This is a genomic window from Mesorhizobium waimense (genome assembly GCF_003601975.1).
In the GTDB taxonomy this organism is placed as follows: domain Bacteria; phylum Pseudomonadota; class Alphaproteobacteria; order Rhizobiales; family Rhizobiaceae; genus Mesorhizobium; species Mesorhizobium waimense.
Map to the genome: position 1 here is coordinate 1 of NZ_QZWZ01000036.1, position 17017 is coordinate 17017.

Here is a 17017-nt window from a genome sequence, read left to right on the forward strand (position 1 = left end):
AGGTCAATCCCGACGCCCCCTTCGACAAGATCTGCTACATCGGCTGCGGCGTCACCACTGGCATCGGTGCGGTCATCAACACCGCCAAGGTCGAGCAGGGCGCCACCGCCGTCGTCTTCGGTCTCGGTGGTATCGGCTTGAATGTTATCCAGGGGCTAAAACTTGCCGGCGCCGACATGATCATCGGCGTCGACCTCAACAACGACAAGAAGGCCTGGGGCGAGAAGTTCGGCATGACGCATTTCGTCAATCCGAAGGAGATCGACGGCGACATCGTCCCTCATCTCGTCAACATGACCAAGCGTGGCGCCGACCAGATCGGCGGCGCCGACTACACGTTCGACTGCACCGGCAGCACCAAGGTGATGCGCCAGGCGCTGGAGGCCTCGCATCGCGGCTGGGGCAAGTCGGTCGTCATCGGCGTCGCCGGTGCTGGCCAGGAAATCTCGACCAGGCCGTTCCAGCTGGTCACCGGGCGCAGCTGGATGGGCACCGCCTTCGGCGGCGCGCGCGGCCGCACCGATGTGCCGAAGATCGTCGACTGGTACATGGACGGCAAGATCCAGATCGATCCGATGATCACCCACACGCTGAAGCTCGAAGACATCAACAAGGGCTTTGACCTCATGCATGAGGGCAAGTCGATCAGAAGCGTGGTGATTTACTAAGGAGAAGCCGCCGACCGAAGGGCCAGCGACTGAAGTTGCACAGGGTTCAACAAGGGAGGAATAAAATGCCGGAAAAACTGCATCCGAAAATCGACAATGGCCTGCCCAGGGAAAGCGCAAGCTTTGCCGGCGGCACGCTGGTCTGCGCCTGCACCAGCAAGCCGGTGAAGGTGAAGGTCAAGGGCCAGATCGCCCACAACCATGCCTGCGGCTGCACCAAGTGCTGGAAGCCTGACGGCGCGATCTTCTCGGTCGTTGCCGTGGCCGGCACCGGCGACGTCACCGTCGTCGAGAATGGCGACAAGTTGAAAGTGGTCGACCCAAGCGCGCTGATCCAGCGCCATGCCTGCACCGGCTGCGGCGTCCACATGCACGGCCCGGTCGAACGCGATCATCCGTTCAAGGGACTGAGCTTCATCCATCCCGAGCGCTTCGAGGAGGACGGCTGGTCGCCGCCGGGCTTCACCGCCTTCGTCTCGTCGATCATCGAATCGGGCGTCGATCCGGGCCGCATGGACGGCATCCGCGCGCAGTTGAAGTCAATCGGCCTCGAGCCCTATGACTGCCTCAATCCAGGCCTGATGGACTACATCGCGACATGGACCGCCAAGAAGTCTGGCGCACTACCGACCTGACACATTTGTTCGATTTTAGGCATGGGGCCGGGCAAGTCTCCGGCCCCATGCTCGTTTTGGAGAGACAATGCCCGCACCCGCAATCCTCGTCGACGCCGATGCCTGTCCGGTGAAAGCCGAGGTCGAAAAGGTCGCCGAGCGCCACGGCATCGTCGTCACCTTCGTCTCCAATGGCGGCCTGCGTCCTTCGCGCGATCCGATGATCCGCAACGTCGTCGTCTCCAAGGGCGCCGACGCCGCCGATGACTGGATCGTCGACAATGCCAGGCCGAACGACATCGTGGTAACGGCCGACATTCCGCTCGCCGCCCGCGCCGTGGCGCTTGGCGCCCATGTGCTCGGCCCAACCGGACGCCCGTTCACGCCGGAAACCATCGGCATGGCGGTGGCGATGCGCGATTTGAAGCAGCATCTGCGCGAGACCGGCGAAAGCAAAGGCTACAATGCCGGCTTCATGCCGCAGGACCGTTCGCGATTCCTGGGTGAGCTCGACCGCATCTTGCGGCGGGCGCTCAAATCCGCCACACCGGATTGACTTCAGGCGCCCTTCAGAGGCAGGACCATGGTTGACGACACATCCGCCAAATTGCCGATGCCCCGGCATAAGCAGTTCGCCGTGTCCGCTGTCATCGGTGTCGTCGCACTCGTCGTTGCACTGCTGCTCAATGCGCCGCTCCCCTATTCGATTGGCGCCAACGCGTTCTTTACCACTTACGTCGTTCTCGTGCTCGCCCTGATGCCGCGGCTTACCGGCCACTATCTCAGCAAGAACGCGCGCGCCACCGACCTGCCAGTGCTGGTGATCTTTGCCGTCACGCTGTTCGTCGTCGGCATCGCCATCGGCTCGCTTTTTCAGCTCATCAACCAGAAGGACAGCGCGCACCCGTTGGAGCTCGTCTTCGCAATGACGTCCATTCCGCTCGGCTGGTTTGCCATCCATGCCATGGCGGCGCTCCACTACGCTCATGTCTACTGGATGGACGGCGACGAGATCGACGCCACCACCAAGAAGAAGATACCGGTCAGCGGCCTCGAGTTCCCCGGCGGCAGACGGCCGGAAGGCTGGGATTTCCTCTATTTCGCGACGGTCATCGGCATGACGGCGCAGACCGCCGACACCGGCATCACGACCTCGCATATGCGCCGCGTGGTGCTTGTCCATTCGATCCTGGCGTTCTTCTTCAACACTGTGATCGTCGCCGCCGCGGTCAACCTTGCCGTCAGCCTCGGCAGCCCGTAATAAAAACGTGATCGTGTGAAACATCGGTTGGGCTGGCGACGTATTGGGAGGAGAACGAACAGCTGAGAGGCCCGCGACGGGACGCGCGGCCGGGAGTACAAAAGACGATGGAAACCGTTGCCAGGAGCCAACCAACCGTCGAGGCGGATGCCGCGCCGAAGGATGCGACGCTGATCTACCGGCAGTCGCGCTGGACGCGGCTGACGCACTGGCTGTGGGCGATCTCGCTGTTCTTCATGCTGCTTTCCGGCCTACAGATCTTCAATGCCCGCCCCCAGCTCTATATCGGCAAGGAGTCCGGGTTCGATTACAACAACACCGTCTTCGCCATTGGCGCCGAAAACACCGCTGCCGGCACGCGCGGCTACACCGAGATCTTCGGCAAGCGCTTCGACACCACCGGTGTGCTCGGTTGGTCGGGACCGGCCGGCCAGGAAACAGCGCGCGGCTTCCCGTCCTGGGCAACCATCCCATCCTACTACGACCTCGGCACCGCCCGCGTCGTGCATTTCTTCTTCGCCTGGATACTGAGCACCACCCTTGTCGTCTGGCTCGTCGCCAGTGTGCTCAACGACCATCTGCGCCGCGATCTCGCACCGCGCATCGAAGATCTCAAGCGCTTGCCGCGTGACATTGTCGACCACGCCAAATTGAAATTCCACCACACTCGCGAATACAACACGCTGCAGAAGATGGCCTATGGCGGCGTGCTGTTCGTGCTGTTGCCGCTGATGATCATTACCGGCCTTGCCATGTCGCCGAGCATGAATTCGGTGCTGCCGTTCCTGAACGACCTGCTCGGCGGTCGGCAGACGGCGCGCACCATCCATTTCGCGGTCATGGTGTTGCTGGTCGGCTTCTTCATCGTCCATATGCTGATGATCCTCGCCGCCGGCCCGATCAATGAGCTGCGCTCGATCATCACCGGCTGGTACCGCACCGATCCGCCGCCGGCGCATGGCGACAACACGCCCGAGAGGAGCGCCTGACATGGCAAAGTTCGAGATCAGCCGTCGCAAATTCCTCACCTCGGCCAGCCTTGGCGTTTCCGGCATAATGCTGTCGGGTTGCGATGCTTTCGACAGCCAGCTCGGCGTCGGTGACGGCTTGCGCAGTTTCCTCGAAGGCGCCAACGGCCTGACGTATCGCGCGCAACGCTGGCTCGCCGGCCGCGACGCGCTGGCCCAGGAATTCACCGAGGCCGATATCCGCCAGCCGCAGCGGCCGAATGGCGTCACCGCGCCCGACGACGATACCTATAAGGGCCTGCTCGCCAACAACTTCGCCGACTGGCGATTGGAGGTTTCAGGCCTGGTCGAGAAGCCGCTGTCGCTCACCCGCGAGCAACTTCAGAACATGCCGAGCCGCACCCAGATCACCCGCCACGACTGCGTCGAAGGCTGGAGCTGTATCGCCAAATGGACCGGCACGCCGCTGTCGCTGGTTCTCGACCAGGCGGAGGTCAAGCCGCAGGCGCGCTATGTCATGTTCCACTGCCTGGACACGATCGACCGCAGCCTTGCCGGCGACATCAAATATTACGGCACCATCGACCTGATCGATGCCCGCCATCCGCAGACGATCCTCGCCTATGGCCTCAACGGCAAACCACTGCCGGTCGAGAACGGCGCGCCGCTGCGCGTGCGGGTCGAGCGGCAGCTCGGCTACAAGATGCCGAAATACCTATACAAGATCGAGCTGGTCGACAGCTTCGCCAGCATCGGCGGCGGCCGCGGTGGCTATTGGGAAGACAATGGCTACGACTGGTATGCCGGAATCTAATGCGATACCACTCCGCCATTTGCGATCAATGGTTTGACGCCTAGGCGACCTTGTCGAGCAGCGGCTTCAACGCCGGATGGATTTCCGGCGAGGCATGCTTGATCAGCGTCAGCAGCGCGCGCTCGTTATCGAGCAACGGCCGATCGGCGCCGATGCGCTCGGCCAGCCATTTCGCCTCGCCGGCGTCGATCGTCTCGGCGCGGCGGGCCAGCGCTTCCGCTGCCCGGTTCTTTGCTTCCCACTCGGCCTCGATACCATCGGGCGAGCGATAGGCTTCCATGATGCTGGCGAGCCCGCCCGACACCATGCGGCCGAAGAAGCTGCCAATCTCCGGATCGGCCTGATCGAAGAAGGCATCGCGGCGCAGCGCCACCTCGCGCGTCGGCGCCTCGTAACCGGCCGAGCACATGACGAAATTGGTGATCGCCTTGATGAACAGATCGTTCCAGGACGGATCGTTGCTGGTCGCTGCGGTCCGCTCGTTGATCTTGAACAGCACCTCGGCCTCAGCGCGCGTGATCGCTATGTTGCCATCGCCGCCATAGGCATAAAGGATGCGGCGCAACAGATCGACCTCGGCCTTGGCGATCAGGCCGGGGACCAGATGGCCACCGAGCATCAGCGGTCCCTTGCCGTCGATCACCGCATGGGCGACCTGTTCCAGCGCGTAGGCGCAAAGCCGGCTGGGCGAGGATTTCGCCTTTTCCAGCACATGCACCAGAAGTTCGAGTTCGGTGCGGCTGTCGACCATGCCGTCGCGCGAGATCGTCCGCACCAGCCAGTCGGCATTATCTTCCGAGATATAGCCCGCCGGCTTTTCCTGATGGACGATGTAGTCGGTGATCGCCTCGACGAAGAATTCGGGCCATTCCTGGCACTTGTCGCGCGCCGTCGCGTCGAGCGCGAACAGCGCCTCGGCCTCGCCGCGGCTCACCACGCCATCGCCGAACACCTCGCGGCGCAGCATCATCACGTCCTCGGCCGTGATGCGGTTCTTCGAGGTCAGTCCCGCCACCGGCGCGCTCATGATCAGTTCGCCCATTTTCTTGTCCCCGTCCGCGCCGGCTGCCGCCGATCGCAAGCCATCATGTCGACCAGCATATCAGCAGTGTCTTGAGAATCCGGCAAACGGCGTGGTTAGCGAAGACTTGTCAGCCAACGCATGTCGCCCAAAAGTGTGCCGCGGTTTTGGGAGAACGACATGCATCAAAACAAAGATCTAAAGCGCTTCGCCTGAATCCGTTTCAGCGCGACGCGCTTTAGATGTCGCTGGCAGGTGACAAGGTGTCGTTCACGGGCTATGGATGACGAGTCGAGGGCTCATGGTTTGAGTCCTACCTGTTTGCGGGAGAGAGCAGCGAGAGCTGCCGCCGAAGGGGAAATCGCCCGAAATCTCTCAGGCAAAAGAACCGTAGACGGGAAAGACACTCTGGAAAGTCGGGGCTTGCCCCCGCGCCGAAGGTGTAAGCGCTGCCGACAGAGTTACGGGGCGCAAGTCTCTCAGGCTTCAGACAGAGGGGCACGGACTGGTCGCCATCAGCGGCCGATTGCGTGCGACTCTGGAGATGACATGACGGACGACGACACCAGGCACCTTCCCCTCGAGGATCTGCATACCGCCGCCGGCGCGCGCTTTGGCGCCTTCGCCGGCTGGTCGATGCCGCTGACCTATCCGGCAGGCGTGATGAAGGAGCATCTCCACACGCGCGAGCATGCCGGCCTGTTCGACATCTCGCACATGAAGCTGTTCGAGGTCAGCGGCCCCGGTGCCACGGCACTTCTCAACCGCGCCTGCCCGCTCGACGCCGGCGCGCTCGACATATCCCAGTCGAAATACACCTTCTTCCTCAATGAGGCCGCCGGCGTCATCGACGACCTCATCGTCACGCGGCTCGGCGACGAGCGCTTCATGGTCGTCGCCAATGCCGGCAATGCCGTCACGGACGAGAAGCACCTGCGGGCATTGGCCGAGGATTTCGACGCAAAGGTGGACGCGCTCGACTGCGTCTTCCTGGCCATCCAGGGTCCCGAGGCCTGGGCGGCCCTTGCCCGCGCCGGCATCGAGACCGGCTCGCTTTTGTTCATGCACGGCATCGAGCCCAGGCAAAACTGGTTCATGAGCCGCTCCGGCTATACCGGCGAAGACGGTTTCGAGATCGGCCTGCCGGAAGCGGACGCGCGGGATCTAGTCGCGAAATTGCTCGAAGACGAGCGCGTGCTATGGATCGGCCTTGCCGCCCGCGACAGCCTGCGGCTGGAAGCCGGGCTCTGCCTGCACGGCCAGGACATCACGCCGGAAATCGATCCGGCCAGCGCCGGGCTGATGTGGGCGATCCCCAAGGATGTTCGCGCCGCGGGCCATTTCGTCGGCGCCGACGCCCTGCGCGCAGTCCTGGAGCGCGGCCCGGCGCAAAAACGCGTCGGCCTGAAGCCGGAAGGCCGCCAGCCGGTGCGCGCCGGTGCGGCACTGTTCGACGCCGACGGCAATCCGGCCGGCCACGTCGCCACGGGCGGTTTCGGCCCGTCGGCCGGCCATCCGGTTGCCATGGGCTATGTCCAGACTGCGCTGGCCAAGCCCGGCACAAAACTTTTCGCCGATGTGCGCGGGACGAAAATCCCGATCGAAATCAATCCCCTGCCCTTCACACCTCATCGCTACCGCAAAGGATAAGCCCGATGGCAAAGACCTATTTCACCGAAGACCACGAATGGCTCCGCGTCGAAGGCGGCATCGCCACTGTCGGGATAACCAATTACGCGCAGGAGCAGCTCGGCGATCTCGTCTTCGTCGAACTGCCCGAAATCGGGAAAAAACTGAGCAAGGGCGATACGGCGGTCGTGGTCGAATCCGTCAAGGCGGCATCGGACGTCTATGCGCCTGTCGACGGCGAGATCACCGAAGCCAACACCTCGTTGTCGTCGGACCCGTCCCTGGTCAACTCGGCGGCGACCGGCGACGGCTGGCTGTGGAAGATGAGGCTCGCCAATGAAAGCCAGCTCGAAGGCCTTCTGGATGAGGCGGGCTACAAGGCCCATATCGGCTGAAGCAGGATAACGACAAATGAGCGCAGCACCCTACCCCTTCGCCGCCCGCCATATCGGCCCCGGCCTCAACGATGTCAGAGCCATGCTCGCCACGATCGGCGTGCCCTCGGTCGAGACGCTGATCAGTCAGGCCGTGCCGAGATCGATCCGCCTCGACTTGCCGCTGACCCTGCCCGAGCCGGCCAGCGAAGCTGAAGCGCTGGCCGAATTGGCAGCGACCATGGCAAAGAACACGGTGCTGAAGAGCTTCATCGGCGCCGGCTACCACGGCGTCCACGTGCCGCCGGTCATCCAGCGCAATCTGTTCGAGAGTCCGGCCTGGTACACGGCCTACACGCCCTATCAGGCCGAGATCAGCCAGGGTAGGCTGGAAATGCTGTTCAATTTCCAGACTTTGGTCGCCGAACTGACCGGCCTGCCGGTGGCGTCGGCCTCGCTGCTCGACGAGGCAACTGCCGTGGCCGAGGCGGTCGGCATTGCGCTGCGCCACCATCGCGACAAGCGAACCAAGGTGGCGCTCGCCGGCACGCCGCACCCGCAGACGCTGGACGTCGTGCGCACCCGCGCCGAACCGCTTGGCACCGAAGTTGACGGCGAGACCATCGACGACAACACCGCCGCTTTGCTCGTCTCCTGGCCCGACACGTTCGGCGTCTATGGCGATCACAAGGCAGCGATCGAAAATGCCCGCGCCACCGGCGCGCTGGTCATCTTCATTGCCGATCCGCTCGGCCTGACGCTGACCGACGCGCCGGCGAAGCTTGGCGCCGATATCGCCGTCGGCCCGATGCAGCGCTTCGGCGTGCCGATGGGCTTTGGCGGCCCGCACGCCGCCTACTGCGCCGTCTCCGACAAATTGACCCGGCTGATGCCCGGCCGCCTCGTCGGCCAGTCCACCGACAGCAAGGGCCGTCCAGGCTATCGGCTCGCCTTGCAGACGCGCGAACAGCATATCCGCCGCGACAAGGCGACCTCCAACATCTGCACGGCGCAGGCGTTGCTCGCCAACATGGCGACCGCCTATGCGATTTGGCACGGCCCCGCCGGCCTGCAGGCGATTGCCGGCCGCATCCACGGGCTCGCCAATCAGTTGGCTGCCGGCCTCTCGGCCGCCGGCGTATCGGTACTGGGCGTAAGCCGCTTCGACACGGTAACAGTTGAAGTGAAAGGCAAGGCCAGGGTGATTGCCGCCGCCGCCGAAAAGACCGGCCGGCTGCTGCGCGTCATCGACGCCGACCATGTCGGCATCAGCTTCGACGAGACCTCGACCGAGGCCGATCTGGAGGCAATTGCCGCGCTATTCGGCGCCAAGGCAGGCGCTGCCGCCACTAGCACCGTGCCGGGCAAACCGCGCGGCAAGGAGTTCCTCAGCCAGCCGGTCTTCCGCGAGAACCACTCCGAAACCGAGATGATGCGCTTCCTGCGCCGGCTGGCCGACAAGGACCTGGCGCTCGACCGCGCCATGATCCCGCTGGGATCCTGCACCATGAAGCTCAACGCCGCGGCCGAGATGATGCCAGTGAGCTGGCCGAGCGTCGCCAATCTGCATCCCTTCGCGCCGGCCAGCCATTCGGCCGGCTACCGCGCCATGGTCGGCGAACTGGAAGGCTGGCTGTCGGAGATCACCGGTTTCGATGCGGTCAGCCTGCAGCCCAATGCCGGCAGCCAGGGAGAGTATGCCGGATTGCTCGCCATCCGCGCCTATCACCGCTCGCGCGGCGAAGGCCATCGCACCGTCTGCCTGATCCCGTCCTCCGCGCATGGCACCAATCCGGCCAGTGCGGCGATGGCCGGCATGAGCGTTGTCGTCGTGCGCTGCTCGGAGGACGGCAATATCGACATGGACGATATGCGGGCCAAGGCCAATGAGCATTCCAAGAATCTCGCGGCGTTGATGTTCACCTATCCATCGACGCATGGCGTCTACGAGGAAGGCGCGCGCCACCTCTGCGCCCTCATTCACGAGCATGGCGGCCAGGTCTATTTCGACGGCGCCAACCTCAACGCGCTGGTCGGCCTCGCCCGCCCCGGCGATATCGGCGCCGACGTGTGCCACATGAACCTGCACAAGACCTTCTGCATCCCGCATGGCGGCGGCGGTCCGGGCGTCGGGCCGATCGGCGTCAAGGCACACCTGAAGCCCTATCTGCCGGGTCATGTCACCGAGGGCTCGGCGCATGCCGTGGCGGCCGCACCGTTCGGCAGCGCCTCCATCCTGCCGATCACCTGGATGTACATCCGCATGATGGGCGCTTCCGGCCTGAGGCAGGCTACGGAAACCGCCATCATCTCGGCAAACTATGTGGCGACGCGGCTCGCACCGCACTTCCCGCTGCTCTACAAGGGCAGGCACGATCGCATCGCGCATGAGTGCATCCTCGACACACGCGTGCTCAAGGAGAGCGCCGGCATCAGCGTCGACGATATCGCCAAGCGGCTGATCGACTACGGTTTCCATGCGCCGACCATGTCGTTCCCGGTCGCCGGCACGCTGATGGTCGAGCCGACCGAGTCCGAGCCCAAGCGCGAGCTCGACCGCTTCTGCGAGGCGATGGTCGCAATTGCCGGCGAGGCAGCCAAGGTGGCAAAGGGCGAGTGGCCGCTGGCCGATAACCCGCTGGTCAACGCCCCGCACACCGCGGCGGAAGCGCTCGCCGCCGAATGGTCGCATCCCTATTCGCGCCTGGAGGCGGCCTATCCCGCCGGTGACGCCGACAGCGTGGCAAAATACTGGCCGCCGGTATCGCGCATCGACAATGTCGCCGGCGACCGCAACCTCGTCTGCTCCTGCCCGCCGCTGTCGGAATATCTGGGCGCCGCCGAATAAATCGGGCGGGTCAGGCGGAACGCAAGGCCGGCCCGTCGGCCTTGCTCGCTCTGTCCAGGACAAGGACGCGGTTTCGCCCGGCGTTCTTGGCCGCGTAGAGCGCTTTGTCGGCCTCGGCCAGCACGTCCTCGAGGCTGCTGCCACCGACCTGGCCGAAGCCGATGCCACCGCTGACGGTGCTGCGCAAGGGGCCGCGCGGGGTAGGCACGACTTCGGCGCCGAAGGCGACGCCGATCTTGCTTGCAAAGTCGTAGGCCTTTTCCTCCGTCATGCGCGACATGACCAGCGCGAACTCCTCGCCGCCGAGTCGAAAGGCGTCGACGCCGGTCCTGCCATACTTGCGGATAACCGCGGCGAAGCGGCACAGAACCTTGTCGCCGACCGGATGGCCGAATACGTCGTTCGTCCGCTTGAAATGATCGAGGTCGAACATGACCACTGACATGAACGGGCCGAAGGCGCGATCGCCATAGAGCGACATCAGCGCGCGCCGATTCATCAGTCCGGTCAGCGGGTCGGTCAAGGTCTCGGCCTTCAATTCGATCTGCGCCTGCAGATGATGCAGCGAGAGCGTCAACGCCCCGAGACCGGTCATGCAGGCGACCGCCACGACGGAATTCAATCGTTCGGCCCAGTTGTCAGGCGCCACGCCGAGCACCCATTGTCCCTTGACGACCAGCACCGCGGCGCAAAGTCCGAAGGACAGTGCACAGGTGCCGCTCAGGAACGAAACGACCAGCAGAATCCGGCGATCATGACCGCCCTGGATCCAGAACAGCACCCCGGTCACCGTCAGCAGCGCCGTCACGGCAATGTAGGTGAGGATGAAGCCGACGCCATCGAGGCCGAAATAGGTGAGAGCCGCGCAGACGGCCATCGCCGCAACGGTCGGCATCACGACGCTCCGATAGTGGCCAACGCCCAGATACTGCATGGCCGACAGGCAGATGATCAGAAAACCCAGGCTGAGCAGCGCAAGCACGGCTTGGCACAGCCAAGGGCTTGGATCTCTGCCGTACTGCCAGAACAGCACCACATGCGCGACAAGGACCAGCATGCCGCACGCCACCGTCAGCACGAACCGCGCCATTGGCGTGGTGAACCAGATTGCAAACAGCGTTATGCTGAGACACGAGCCCGACAGCGCCGCTGCGAGCAGGAGTGAACTGAAATCCAACATAGGTGAGCGGCAGCCTTTGCGATCCTTGGTTGCACTGCATCATAAGCCAGCGGCGGTCCGCAGATACTGCTTTCGGCAAGGTTTCCCGCGCAACCTGCGGACAGGGTTTACAAAGAGTCGATGTCCCGCTGCACGCTACGGATGCGAGACCGAAAGGTTCAGCTCTTGGCCAGCAGCGCCAGATTGGCGTCGACGACCGTCTGGTCGGCCATGTGGGCTTTGGCCTCCAGGAGCAGCGCCCTGGCCTTCTTCTTGTTGCCGCGCAGCAGCTGCGAATAGCCCATATTGTTGACGATCTGCGGCTTGCGGCCGGCAACCTTCAGAAGTTGGCCATAGGCACGGTCGGCGAAGTCGAAGCGGCCGAGTTCGTCATAGGAGGCGGCCAGCCCCATCCATGCCTCGGCATTGTCGGCCTTCAGCTCGACGGCCTTGCGGAAGTGCTTTTCGGCGAGGCCGTAATTCGCCTCGCGGAACTGCGCCTTGCCCTGCTCCAGGTCGGAAGCGCTGACGTCTTTTGCCGTTGGCTGGATAGCGGTGGTCTTGGTCGTGTCGACGTTGCTCGACGTGCAACCTGATATCATCAGGACGGCTGCCATCGCGGCCATTGCCGTGAGAGTTCTGTGACGCATGCCCCTGCCCCAATCGCCCGATTTGCCGGGTCGTTCTTCAGGAAGCACCGTACAAGAAGGCGATTAACCTTCGGTGCCGAAACGCACCTAAGATTTGGTTTCGAACAAGGGGCGCATTTGTCGAAAAAAAACGAAATCCTAATCCGCCGTCATTTTGACGATGATCGGAATGATGGCGATCATCAGCACCACCGGCAGGATGCAAACCGTCACCGGCACCGACATCTTGGCCGGCAAGGCATGTGCCTTCTCCTCGGCGAGCGACATGCGCTTGTGGCGCATTTCGTCGGAAAACACGCGCAGCGCCCCCGACAGGCTGGTGCCAAGCTCCTTGGACTGCTGCAGCAGCGTGGCGAAGGAACGCACCTCGTCCAGGCTGAGGCGATCGGCGAGCGCCTTCAGCGCGTCGTCGAGACTGCGGCCGGCCCTCAGCTCCAGCGACACCATCTGCAGATTATGGCTGAGCGACGGATAGGTCTTGGCAAGTTCTTTCGAAACCCGCTCGATGCCGGCCTCCATGCTCATGCCGGCATCGGAGCAGACGATCATCAGGTCCATGAAGTCGGGAAAGCCGTTGCGGTACTCGCGCATCTTTTCGCGCACCTTCTGGCTCAGCACCATGCCCGGCAGGAAATAGCCGGCGGCTCCCGACAGGATGACGAAGCTCCAGCGGCTGGTCATGGTCGCATCGGCGCTGGCCATCCAATGGTTGATCAGAAACGCACCGACGGCGGCGCCGACAAAGGCGGCAAAACGGATCAGGAAGAACGTGCCCACCGCGCGCGGCTCCATATAGCCGGCCTGGATGAGTTTCATGCGCAGCCGCGCGACGTTTTCCGGATCGCTCTTGGCGTAGAATTCCTGCGCTCTCTTGACCGCCTTCTCGCGCACCGCGCTGGGGTTCTTCCTGGGCGCTGCTTCGATGCGTTCGATCGCCTGGCTGTCCTCTATCTTCAGTCGGCGCTTGACGTCGTTGCGGTCGCCTTGCGCGGCGACCAGCGGCCACGCCACCGCGCCGCCGCCCAACACAAGCAACAGCAGCGCGACCGGTATCAGCGAGGTCGGCGCAAGCGAGGCGAAGAATTCGATGACGCTTTGCATGTCAGAATTTGAAGTTCGACATTTTGAACATGATCGCGTTGCCCAGCATCAGCCATGCGACCGAGCCGCCAAGCATGTACCAGGTCTTCGCCTCGCCCCAGACGCTTTGGTAGAATTGCGGCATCAGCACCATGATGCCGGCAAACAGCAGCGCGGGCACCGCCGTCAGGATGTATGCCGACATGCGGCCTTCGGTCGAAATGGCGCGCACCTTGCGGCGCAGCTTGCCGCGATCGCGGATCGTCGCCGACAGCCCGTCGAGGATTTCGCGCAGATTGCCGCCCGAACTGGTCTGGATCGACACTGCGGTGACGAACAATGGCAGATCCTCGTGGCCGACGCGGTCGAACAGCGCGTTCAGCGCTGAAACCAGGTCGGAGCCATAGGTAACCTCGTCGGCAATGACGCCGAATTCGGTGCCGATCGGGTCCGGCATTTCGCGAGACACCATGGCGATGGCCACCGGCACCGGGTGGCCGGCCTTCAGGCCGCGCGTGATCAGCTCGAGCGCCTCGGGCAACTGTATGCCGAACCGCTTCAGCCGGCGGGTGCGCTGTGTGCGCATGGCCATCACCGGCAGCACGGGCAGCAGCACAACGAAAAGGAGCAGGCCCATCAGCAGCGGCAGGCCATGCCAGATGGCAACCAGCGCCAGCGCAAACGCCACGCCGGAGGTGATCGTCAGGAATTTGGGTAACGGCATTACCATGCCGGACTGGGTGCGCAGCGCACGGAACTGGTCGAGCGAAAACCGCGACGCTCCGGCCTCGAGACCGCGCTCCTTGCGCAGCTGGATCAGCACCTGCTCCTGGCTGATCTTGTTTTCCTGCAGCCTCATGCGCCGGTTGATCGCCGTGCGCTTGTCGCTGCGGCCGGCGTAGAGCAGATAGCAGGCCTCGGCGATCATGATGCCGCTGAGCGCGGCCGCGGCATAGACGACGTAGATCGCGCTGAAGCCCTCGAACACCTGCTACTCCTGCGGCCGGCCGGGCTCGAAATAGCGTCCGGGGAACTCGATGCCCATGGCGCGCAGATCCTCGAGAAAGCGCGGGCGGATGCCGGTCGCCTCGTAGTGACCGAGAATCTTGCCGTCGGCCTCCATGCCGGTGCGCACGAAGCGGAAGATTTCCTGCATCTGGATGACGTCGCCTTCCATGCCGGTCACTTCGGCGACGCTGGTCACCTTGCGCTTGCCGTCGGACAGGCGCGTCAGCTGGACGATGATGTCGATGGCGCTGGCGATCTGGCTGCGGATCGACTGCACCGTCATCGGCATGCCGGTCATGCCCAGCATCTGCTCCAGACGCGAAATGGCATCACGCGGCGTGTTGGCATGGATGGTCGCCATCGAGCCTTCATGGCCGGTGTTCATCGCCTGCAGCATGTCGAAGGCTTCCTCGCCGCGGCATTCGCCGAGGATGACGCGGTCGGGGCGCATGCGCAGCGCGTTTTTGACTAGGTCACGCTGTTTCAGTTCGCCATGACCTTCGATGTTGGCCGGGCGTGTTTCCATGCGCGCGACATGCGGCTGCTGCAGCTGAAGCTCGGCCGCGTCCTCGATGGTGATCAGCCGCTCGTCTTCGGGAATGAAGGCCGACAGCGCATTCAGCATCGTCGTCTTGCCGGTGCCGGTGCCGCCCGAGATGATGGTGGTCTTACGGGCATGCACGGCCGCCGCCAGCACCTCGGCCATGTTCTGGGTGATGGCACCGAACTCGACCAGTTTGTGCAGGCCAAGCTTGTTCTTCGAAAACTTGCGGATCGACACAAGCGGCCCGTCGACACCGACCGGCCGAATGGCCGCGTTGAAGCGCGAGCCGTCCAGCATGCGCGCATCGACCATGGGTTGCGATTCATCGACACGACGGCCCACCGCAGCGACGATTTTATTAATGATTCTAAGCAGATGCGCCTCATCCTTGAAAGGAATGTGCACCTGCTGCAGCTTACCGCGTTTTTCGACGAAGCAGTTCTGGTGGCCGTTGATCAGGATGTCGTTGATCTCGGGATCCTTCAGCAGCGGCTCCAACGGACCGAGGCCGACCATCTCGTCGACGATGTCGTCGACCAGCGCGTCAAGCTCGACGGTATTGATCGCCATCCGCTCCTGGCGGGCCTTTTCGGAGACGAATTCATGCACCTGGCGGCGCATCTCGTCCTTTGGCAGCCGTTCCAGCGCGACCAGGTTGATCTCCTCGAGCAACATCCGGTGGATACGAACGCGCGCGTCGCCCACTTTGTTGCCGCTCTTGGCCGGTGCGGCCTCCGGCTTTGGTGCGACAGGCTTGCGGGTCGTCGGAATGACCACGGCGTGCTGGGTGACCGGCGCGGTCTCGGGCGCCCTCAGCGGGCGCGCGTCGCGGTTCTGAAGGGTGGAAAAGCGGCTGGTCATCCGGCCTTCCTCTTAAGCAATCCCTTGCCGATACCGAACAGTGACTTCGATTTGCTCGGTGTCGCGACCGCTTCCTCCGGCAGGATGATCTTCTTCAGGTCGTTGACGACATTGGCGTTCGGATCGATGTCGTGCAGCGGCACGCCGCGATCGACCGCCTCGCGCACAAGGCGGTAATTGTTGGAGATACCGCCGACGAAATGCTCGCCGAGGATTTCCTGGACGTCCGCCTGCTTGATGCCATTGTCGAACATCTTCTGCTCGAAGCGGTTGACGATGACGTTCGGCTTCACTTCCTTGCCGGCAGTCTCGTAGACGGCCTGGATGAGCCTCTGCGTGTGGCGCAGGCACGGCACCGTCATTTCAGCGACGATATAGAGCTTGTTGGAACCGAGCAGCACCGTTTCCGTCCAGGGAAACCAGGTGCGCGGCATGTCGATCACGACATTGTCGAAATAGGCCGAGACGAGGTCCAGCATGCGCACCACGACGTCGGTCTTGAAAGAGCGCATTTCCGACGGACGCGTCGGCGCCGCCAGCACGCAGAGCCCGCTCGCGTGCTTGGACAGCATCACATCGAGCAGTTGCCGGTCGAGGCGCTCGGGCTGGTTCTCGATTTCGGTGATGTCGAAGCGCGGTTCGAGGTCGAGATATTCGGCGCAGGCGCCCTGCTGGAAGTTCAGGTCGACCACGCAGGTCGAGGCGCCCCGCGTCACCGAATGATGCAGTTGGAACGCGGTCTGCAGCGCCAGTGTCGTTGTGCCGACGCCGCCCGCGGCCGGCATGAAAGTATAGATCTGCGATTCGGTGTTTTCCTCCCGCCCCGGACCTTGCAGCGCGCGGATGACGGAGCGCACCAGGTCGGCGGTGGTGATCGGCTTGACCAGGAAGTCGGCGACCTTGAGCTGCACCAGGATGCGCACCGCCGCGGCATTGAACTCCTGCGTGACGACGACGACCGGAACACGACCTTCAAGCCGGCGCATGATGCGCTGCAGCGACTCGATCTCCTCGAGCTTCGCCGCATCCATGTCGACGATAAGGGCGCCGAAATCGGCCTCCTGAACCTCGCCGCGCAGCTCCGTCACGTTCTTGTCGACCGTCGAAAGTTCGATCACCTCCGACGCGGCGAACGCCGTACGCGTGTCCTGCAGGAACGTCCTGTCGGTGGATACGAGCAGGATCTTCTTGGTCTTGATGCCGCTTGCCATATCATCAGCCTGTCAGGTCAATAACAAATCAAATCAATTGGTTGTGGACGTCGGCGTCGTCGTGGCGCTGGCTGCCGGGTCGGCGCCGCCGGTCGCGGGAGTGCCGCGCTGGGCCGGCACCAGAAGCCTAGTGTTCTGGACGCCGTATTTCCACGGATCGACCATCTGCATGACGGTATTGGATGCCTGCGCATTGCCGGCGGCCGGCGTCACGCCTTCGCTGCGCACGTAGTCGTCGCTGGTGCAGCCGGCGGAGGGGCCGGCAAGCGACAGGGCAAGCAACAATCCTGGGGCCACACGCATGGCT

17 protein-coding genes and 1 riboswitch are annotated in these 17017 nt (G+C 63.6%); of the genes, 9 read left to right on the plus strand and 8 right to left on the minus strand.

Annotated features, from left to right (window positions below; genetic code table 11):
* The 6 genes from D3227_RS30310 to D3227_RS30335 all read left to right on the plus strand — a co-directional run.
* A partial coding sequence (locus tag D3227_RS30310) for a zinc-binding dehydrogenase (protein WP_147377718.1) occupies positions 1-668 on the plus strand: 668 nt, incomplete at its 5' end.
* A 65-nt stretch (positions 669-733) separates the two neighbouring features.
* The gene (gfa, locus tag D3227_RS30315; protein WP_120017892.1) at positions 734-1303 is read left to right on the plus strand and encodes an S-(hydroxymethyl)glutathione synthase; all 570 of its coding nucleotides are present in this window, start codon (positions 734-736) and stop codon (positions 1301-1303) included.
* 67 nt (positions 1304-1370) lie between these two features.
* Entirely contained in the window at positions 1371-1838 is a 468-nt protein-coding gene (locus D3227_RS30320; protein ID WP_120017893.1) for a YaiI/YqxD family protein, read from the plus strand.
* A gap of 27 nt (positions 1839-1865) precedes the next feature.
* Positions 1866-2543, plus strand: coding sequence for a DUF1345 domain-containing protein (locus D3227_RS30325; protein ID WP_120017894.1), 678 nt, complete (start codon positions 1866-1868; stop codon positions 2541-2543).
* Positions 2544-2650: 107 nt separating this feature from the next.
* Positions 2651-3532, plus strand: coding sequence for a cytochrome b/b6 domain-containing protein (locus D3227_RS30330; RefSeq protein WP_120017895.1), 882 nt, complete (start codon positions 2651-2653; stop codon positions 3530-3532).
* A gap of 1 nt (position 3533) precedes the next feature.
* Positions 3534-4325, plus strand: a complete 792-nt coding sequence (locus D3227_RS30335) for a molybdopterin-binding protein (protein ID WP_120017896.1) — start codon at positions 3534-3536, stop codon at positions 4323-4325.
* 40 nt (positions 4326-4365) lie between these two features.
* Here the strand turns inward: D3227_RS30335 and D3227_RS30340 are convergent, their stop codons facing one another.
* Entirely contained in the window at positions 4366-5367 is a 1002-nt protein-coding gene (locus D3227_RS30340; protein WP_120017897.1) for a hypothetical protein, read from the minus strand.
* Positions 5368-5660: 293 nt separating this feature from the next.
* Positions 5661-5747, plus strand: a riboswitch (glycine riboswitch).
* Between the two features lie 148 nt (positions 5748-5895).
* Here D3227_RS30340 and gcvT point away from each other — a divergent pair.
* Genes gcvT through gcvP form a run of 3 tightly spaced genes read left to right on the plus strand, consistent with a single transcriptional unit; the run spans position 5896 to position 10197 of the window.
* Positions 5896-6996: a glycine cleavage system aminomethyltransferase GcvT gene (gene gcvT, locus D3227_RS30345; RefSeq protein WP_120017898.1), complete on the plus strand. Its 1101-nt coding sequence runs from the start codon at positions 5896-5898 to the stop codon at positions 6994-6996.
* 5 nt (positions 6997-7001) lie between these two features.
* Complete coding sequence (gene gcvH / locus D3227_RS30350) at positions 7002-7370, plus strand: glycine cleavage system protein GcvH (protein ID WP_120017899.1); 369 nt, start codon at positions 7002-7004, stop codon at positions 7368-7370.
* 16 nt (positions 7371-7386) lie between these two features.
* Entirely contained in the window at positions 7387-10197 is a 2811-nt protein-coding gene (gene gcvP, locus D3227_RS30355; RefSeq protein WP_120017900.1) for an aminomethyl-transferring glycine dehydrogenase, read from the plus strand.
* Positions 10198-10207: 10 nt separating this feature from the next.
* Here gcvP and D3227_RS30360 read toward each other — a convergent pair whose 3' ends face one another.
* The 7 genes from D3227_RS30360 to D3227_RS30390 form a co-directional block, all read right to left on the minus strand.
* Entirely contained in the window at positions 10208-11377 is a 1170-nt protein-coding gene (locus D3227_RS30360) for a GGDEF domain-containing protein (protein ID WP_120017901.1), read from the minus strand.
* 158 nt (positions 11378-11535) lie between these two features.
* Complete coding sequence (locus D3227_RS30365) at positions 11536-12006, minus strand: tetratricopeptide repeat protein (RefSeq protein WP_120017902.1); 471 nt, start codon at positions 12004-12006, stop codon at positions 11536-11538.
* A gap of 138 nt (positions 12007-12144) precedes the next feature.
* Positions 12145-13107: a type II secretion system F family protein gene (locus tag D3227_RS30370; RefSeq protein WP_120017903.1), complete on the minus strand. Its 963-nt coding sequence runs from the start codon at positions 13105-13107 to the stop codon at positions 12145-12147.
* 1 nt (position 13108) lies between these two features.
* Positions 13109-14074 carry a type II secretion system F family protein gene (locus tag D3227_RS30375; RefSeq protein WP_120017904.1) on the minus strand — a complete coding sequence of 322 codons (966 nt, stop codon included), beginning with the start codon at positions 14072-14074 and terminating at the stop codon, positions 13109-13111.
* 3 nt (positions 14075-14077) lie between these two features.
* Positions 14078-15499, minus strand: coding sequence for a TadA family conjugal transfer-associated ATPase (locus D3227_RS30380; RefSeq protein WP_120017905.1), 1422 nt, complete (start codon positions 15497-15499; stop codon positions 14078-14080).
* Positions 15496-16710 carry a CpaE/TadZ family protein gene (locus D3227_RS30385; protein ID WP_120017906.1) on the minus strand — a complete coding sequence of 405 codons (1215 nt, stop codon included), beginning with the start codon at positions 16708-16710 and terminating at the stop codon, positions 15496-15498. The genes D3227_RS30380 and D3227_RS30385 overlap by 4 nt, the downstream gene beginning before the upstream one ends.
* Positions 16711-16743: 33 nt before the next feature.
* Positions 16744-17013: a hypothetical protein gene (locus D3227_RS30390; RefSeq protein ID WP_120017907.1), complete on the minus strand. Its 270-nt coding sequence runs from the start codon at positions 17011-17013 to the stop codon at positions 16744-16746.
* Positions 17014-17017: the final 4 nt, after the last annotated feature.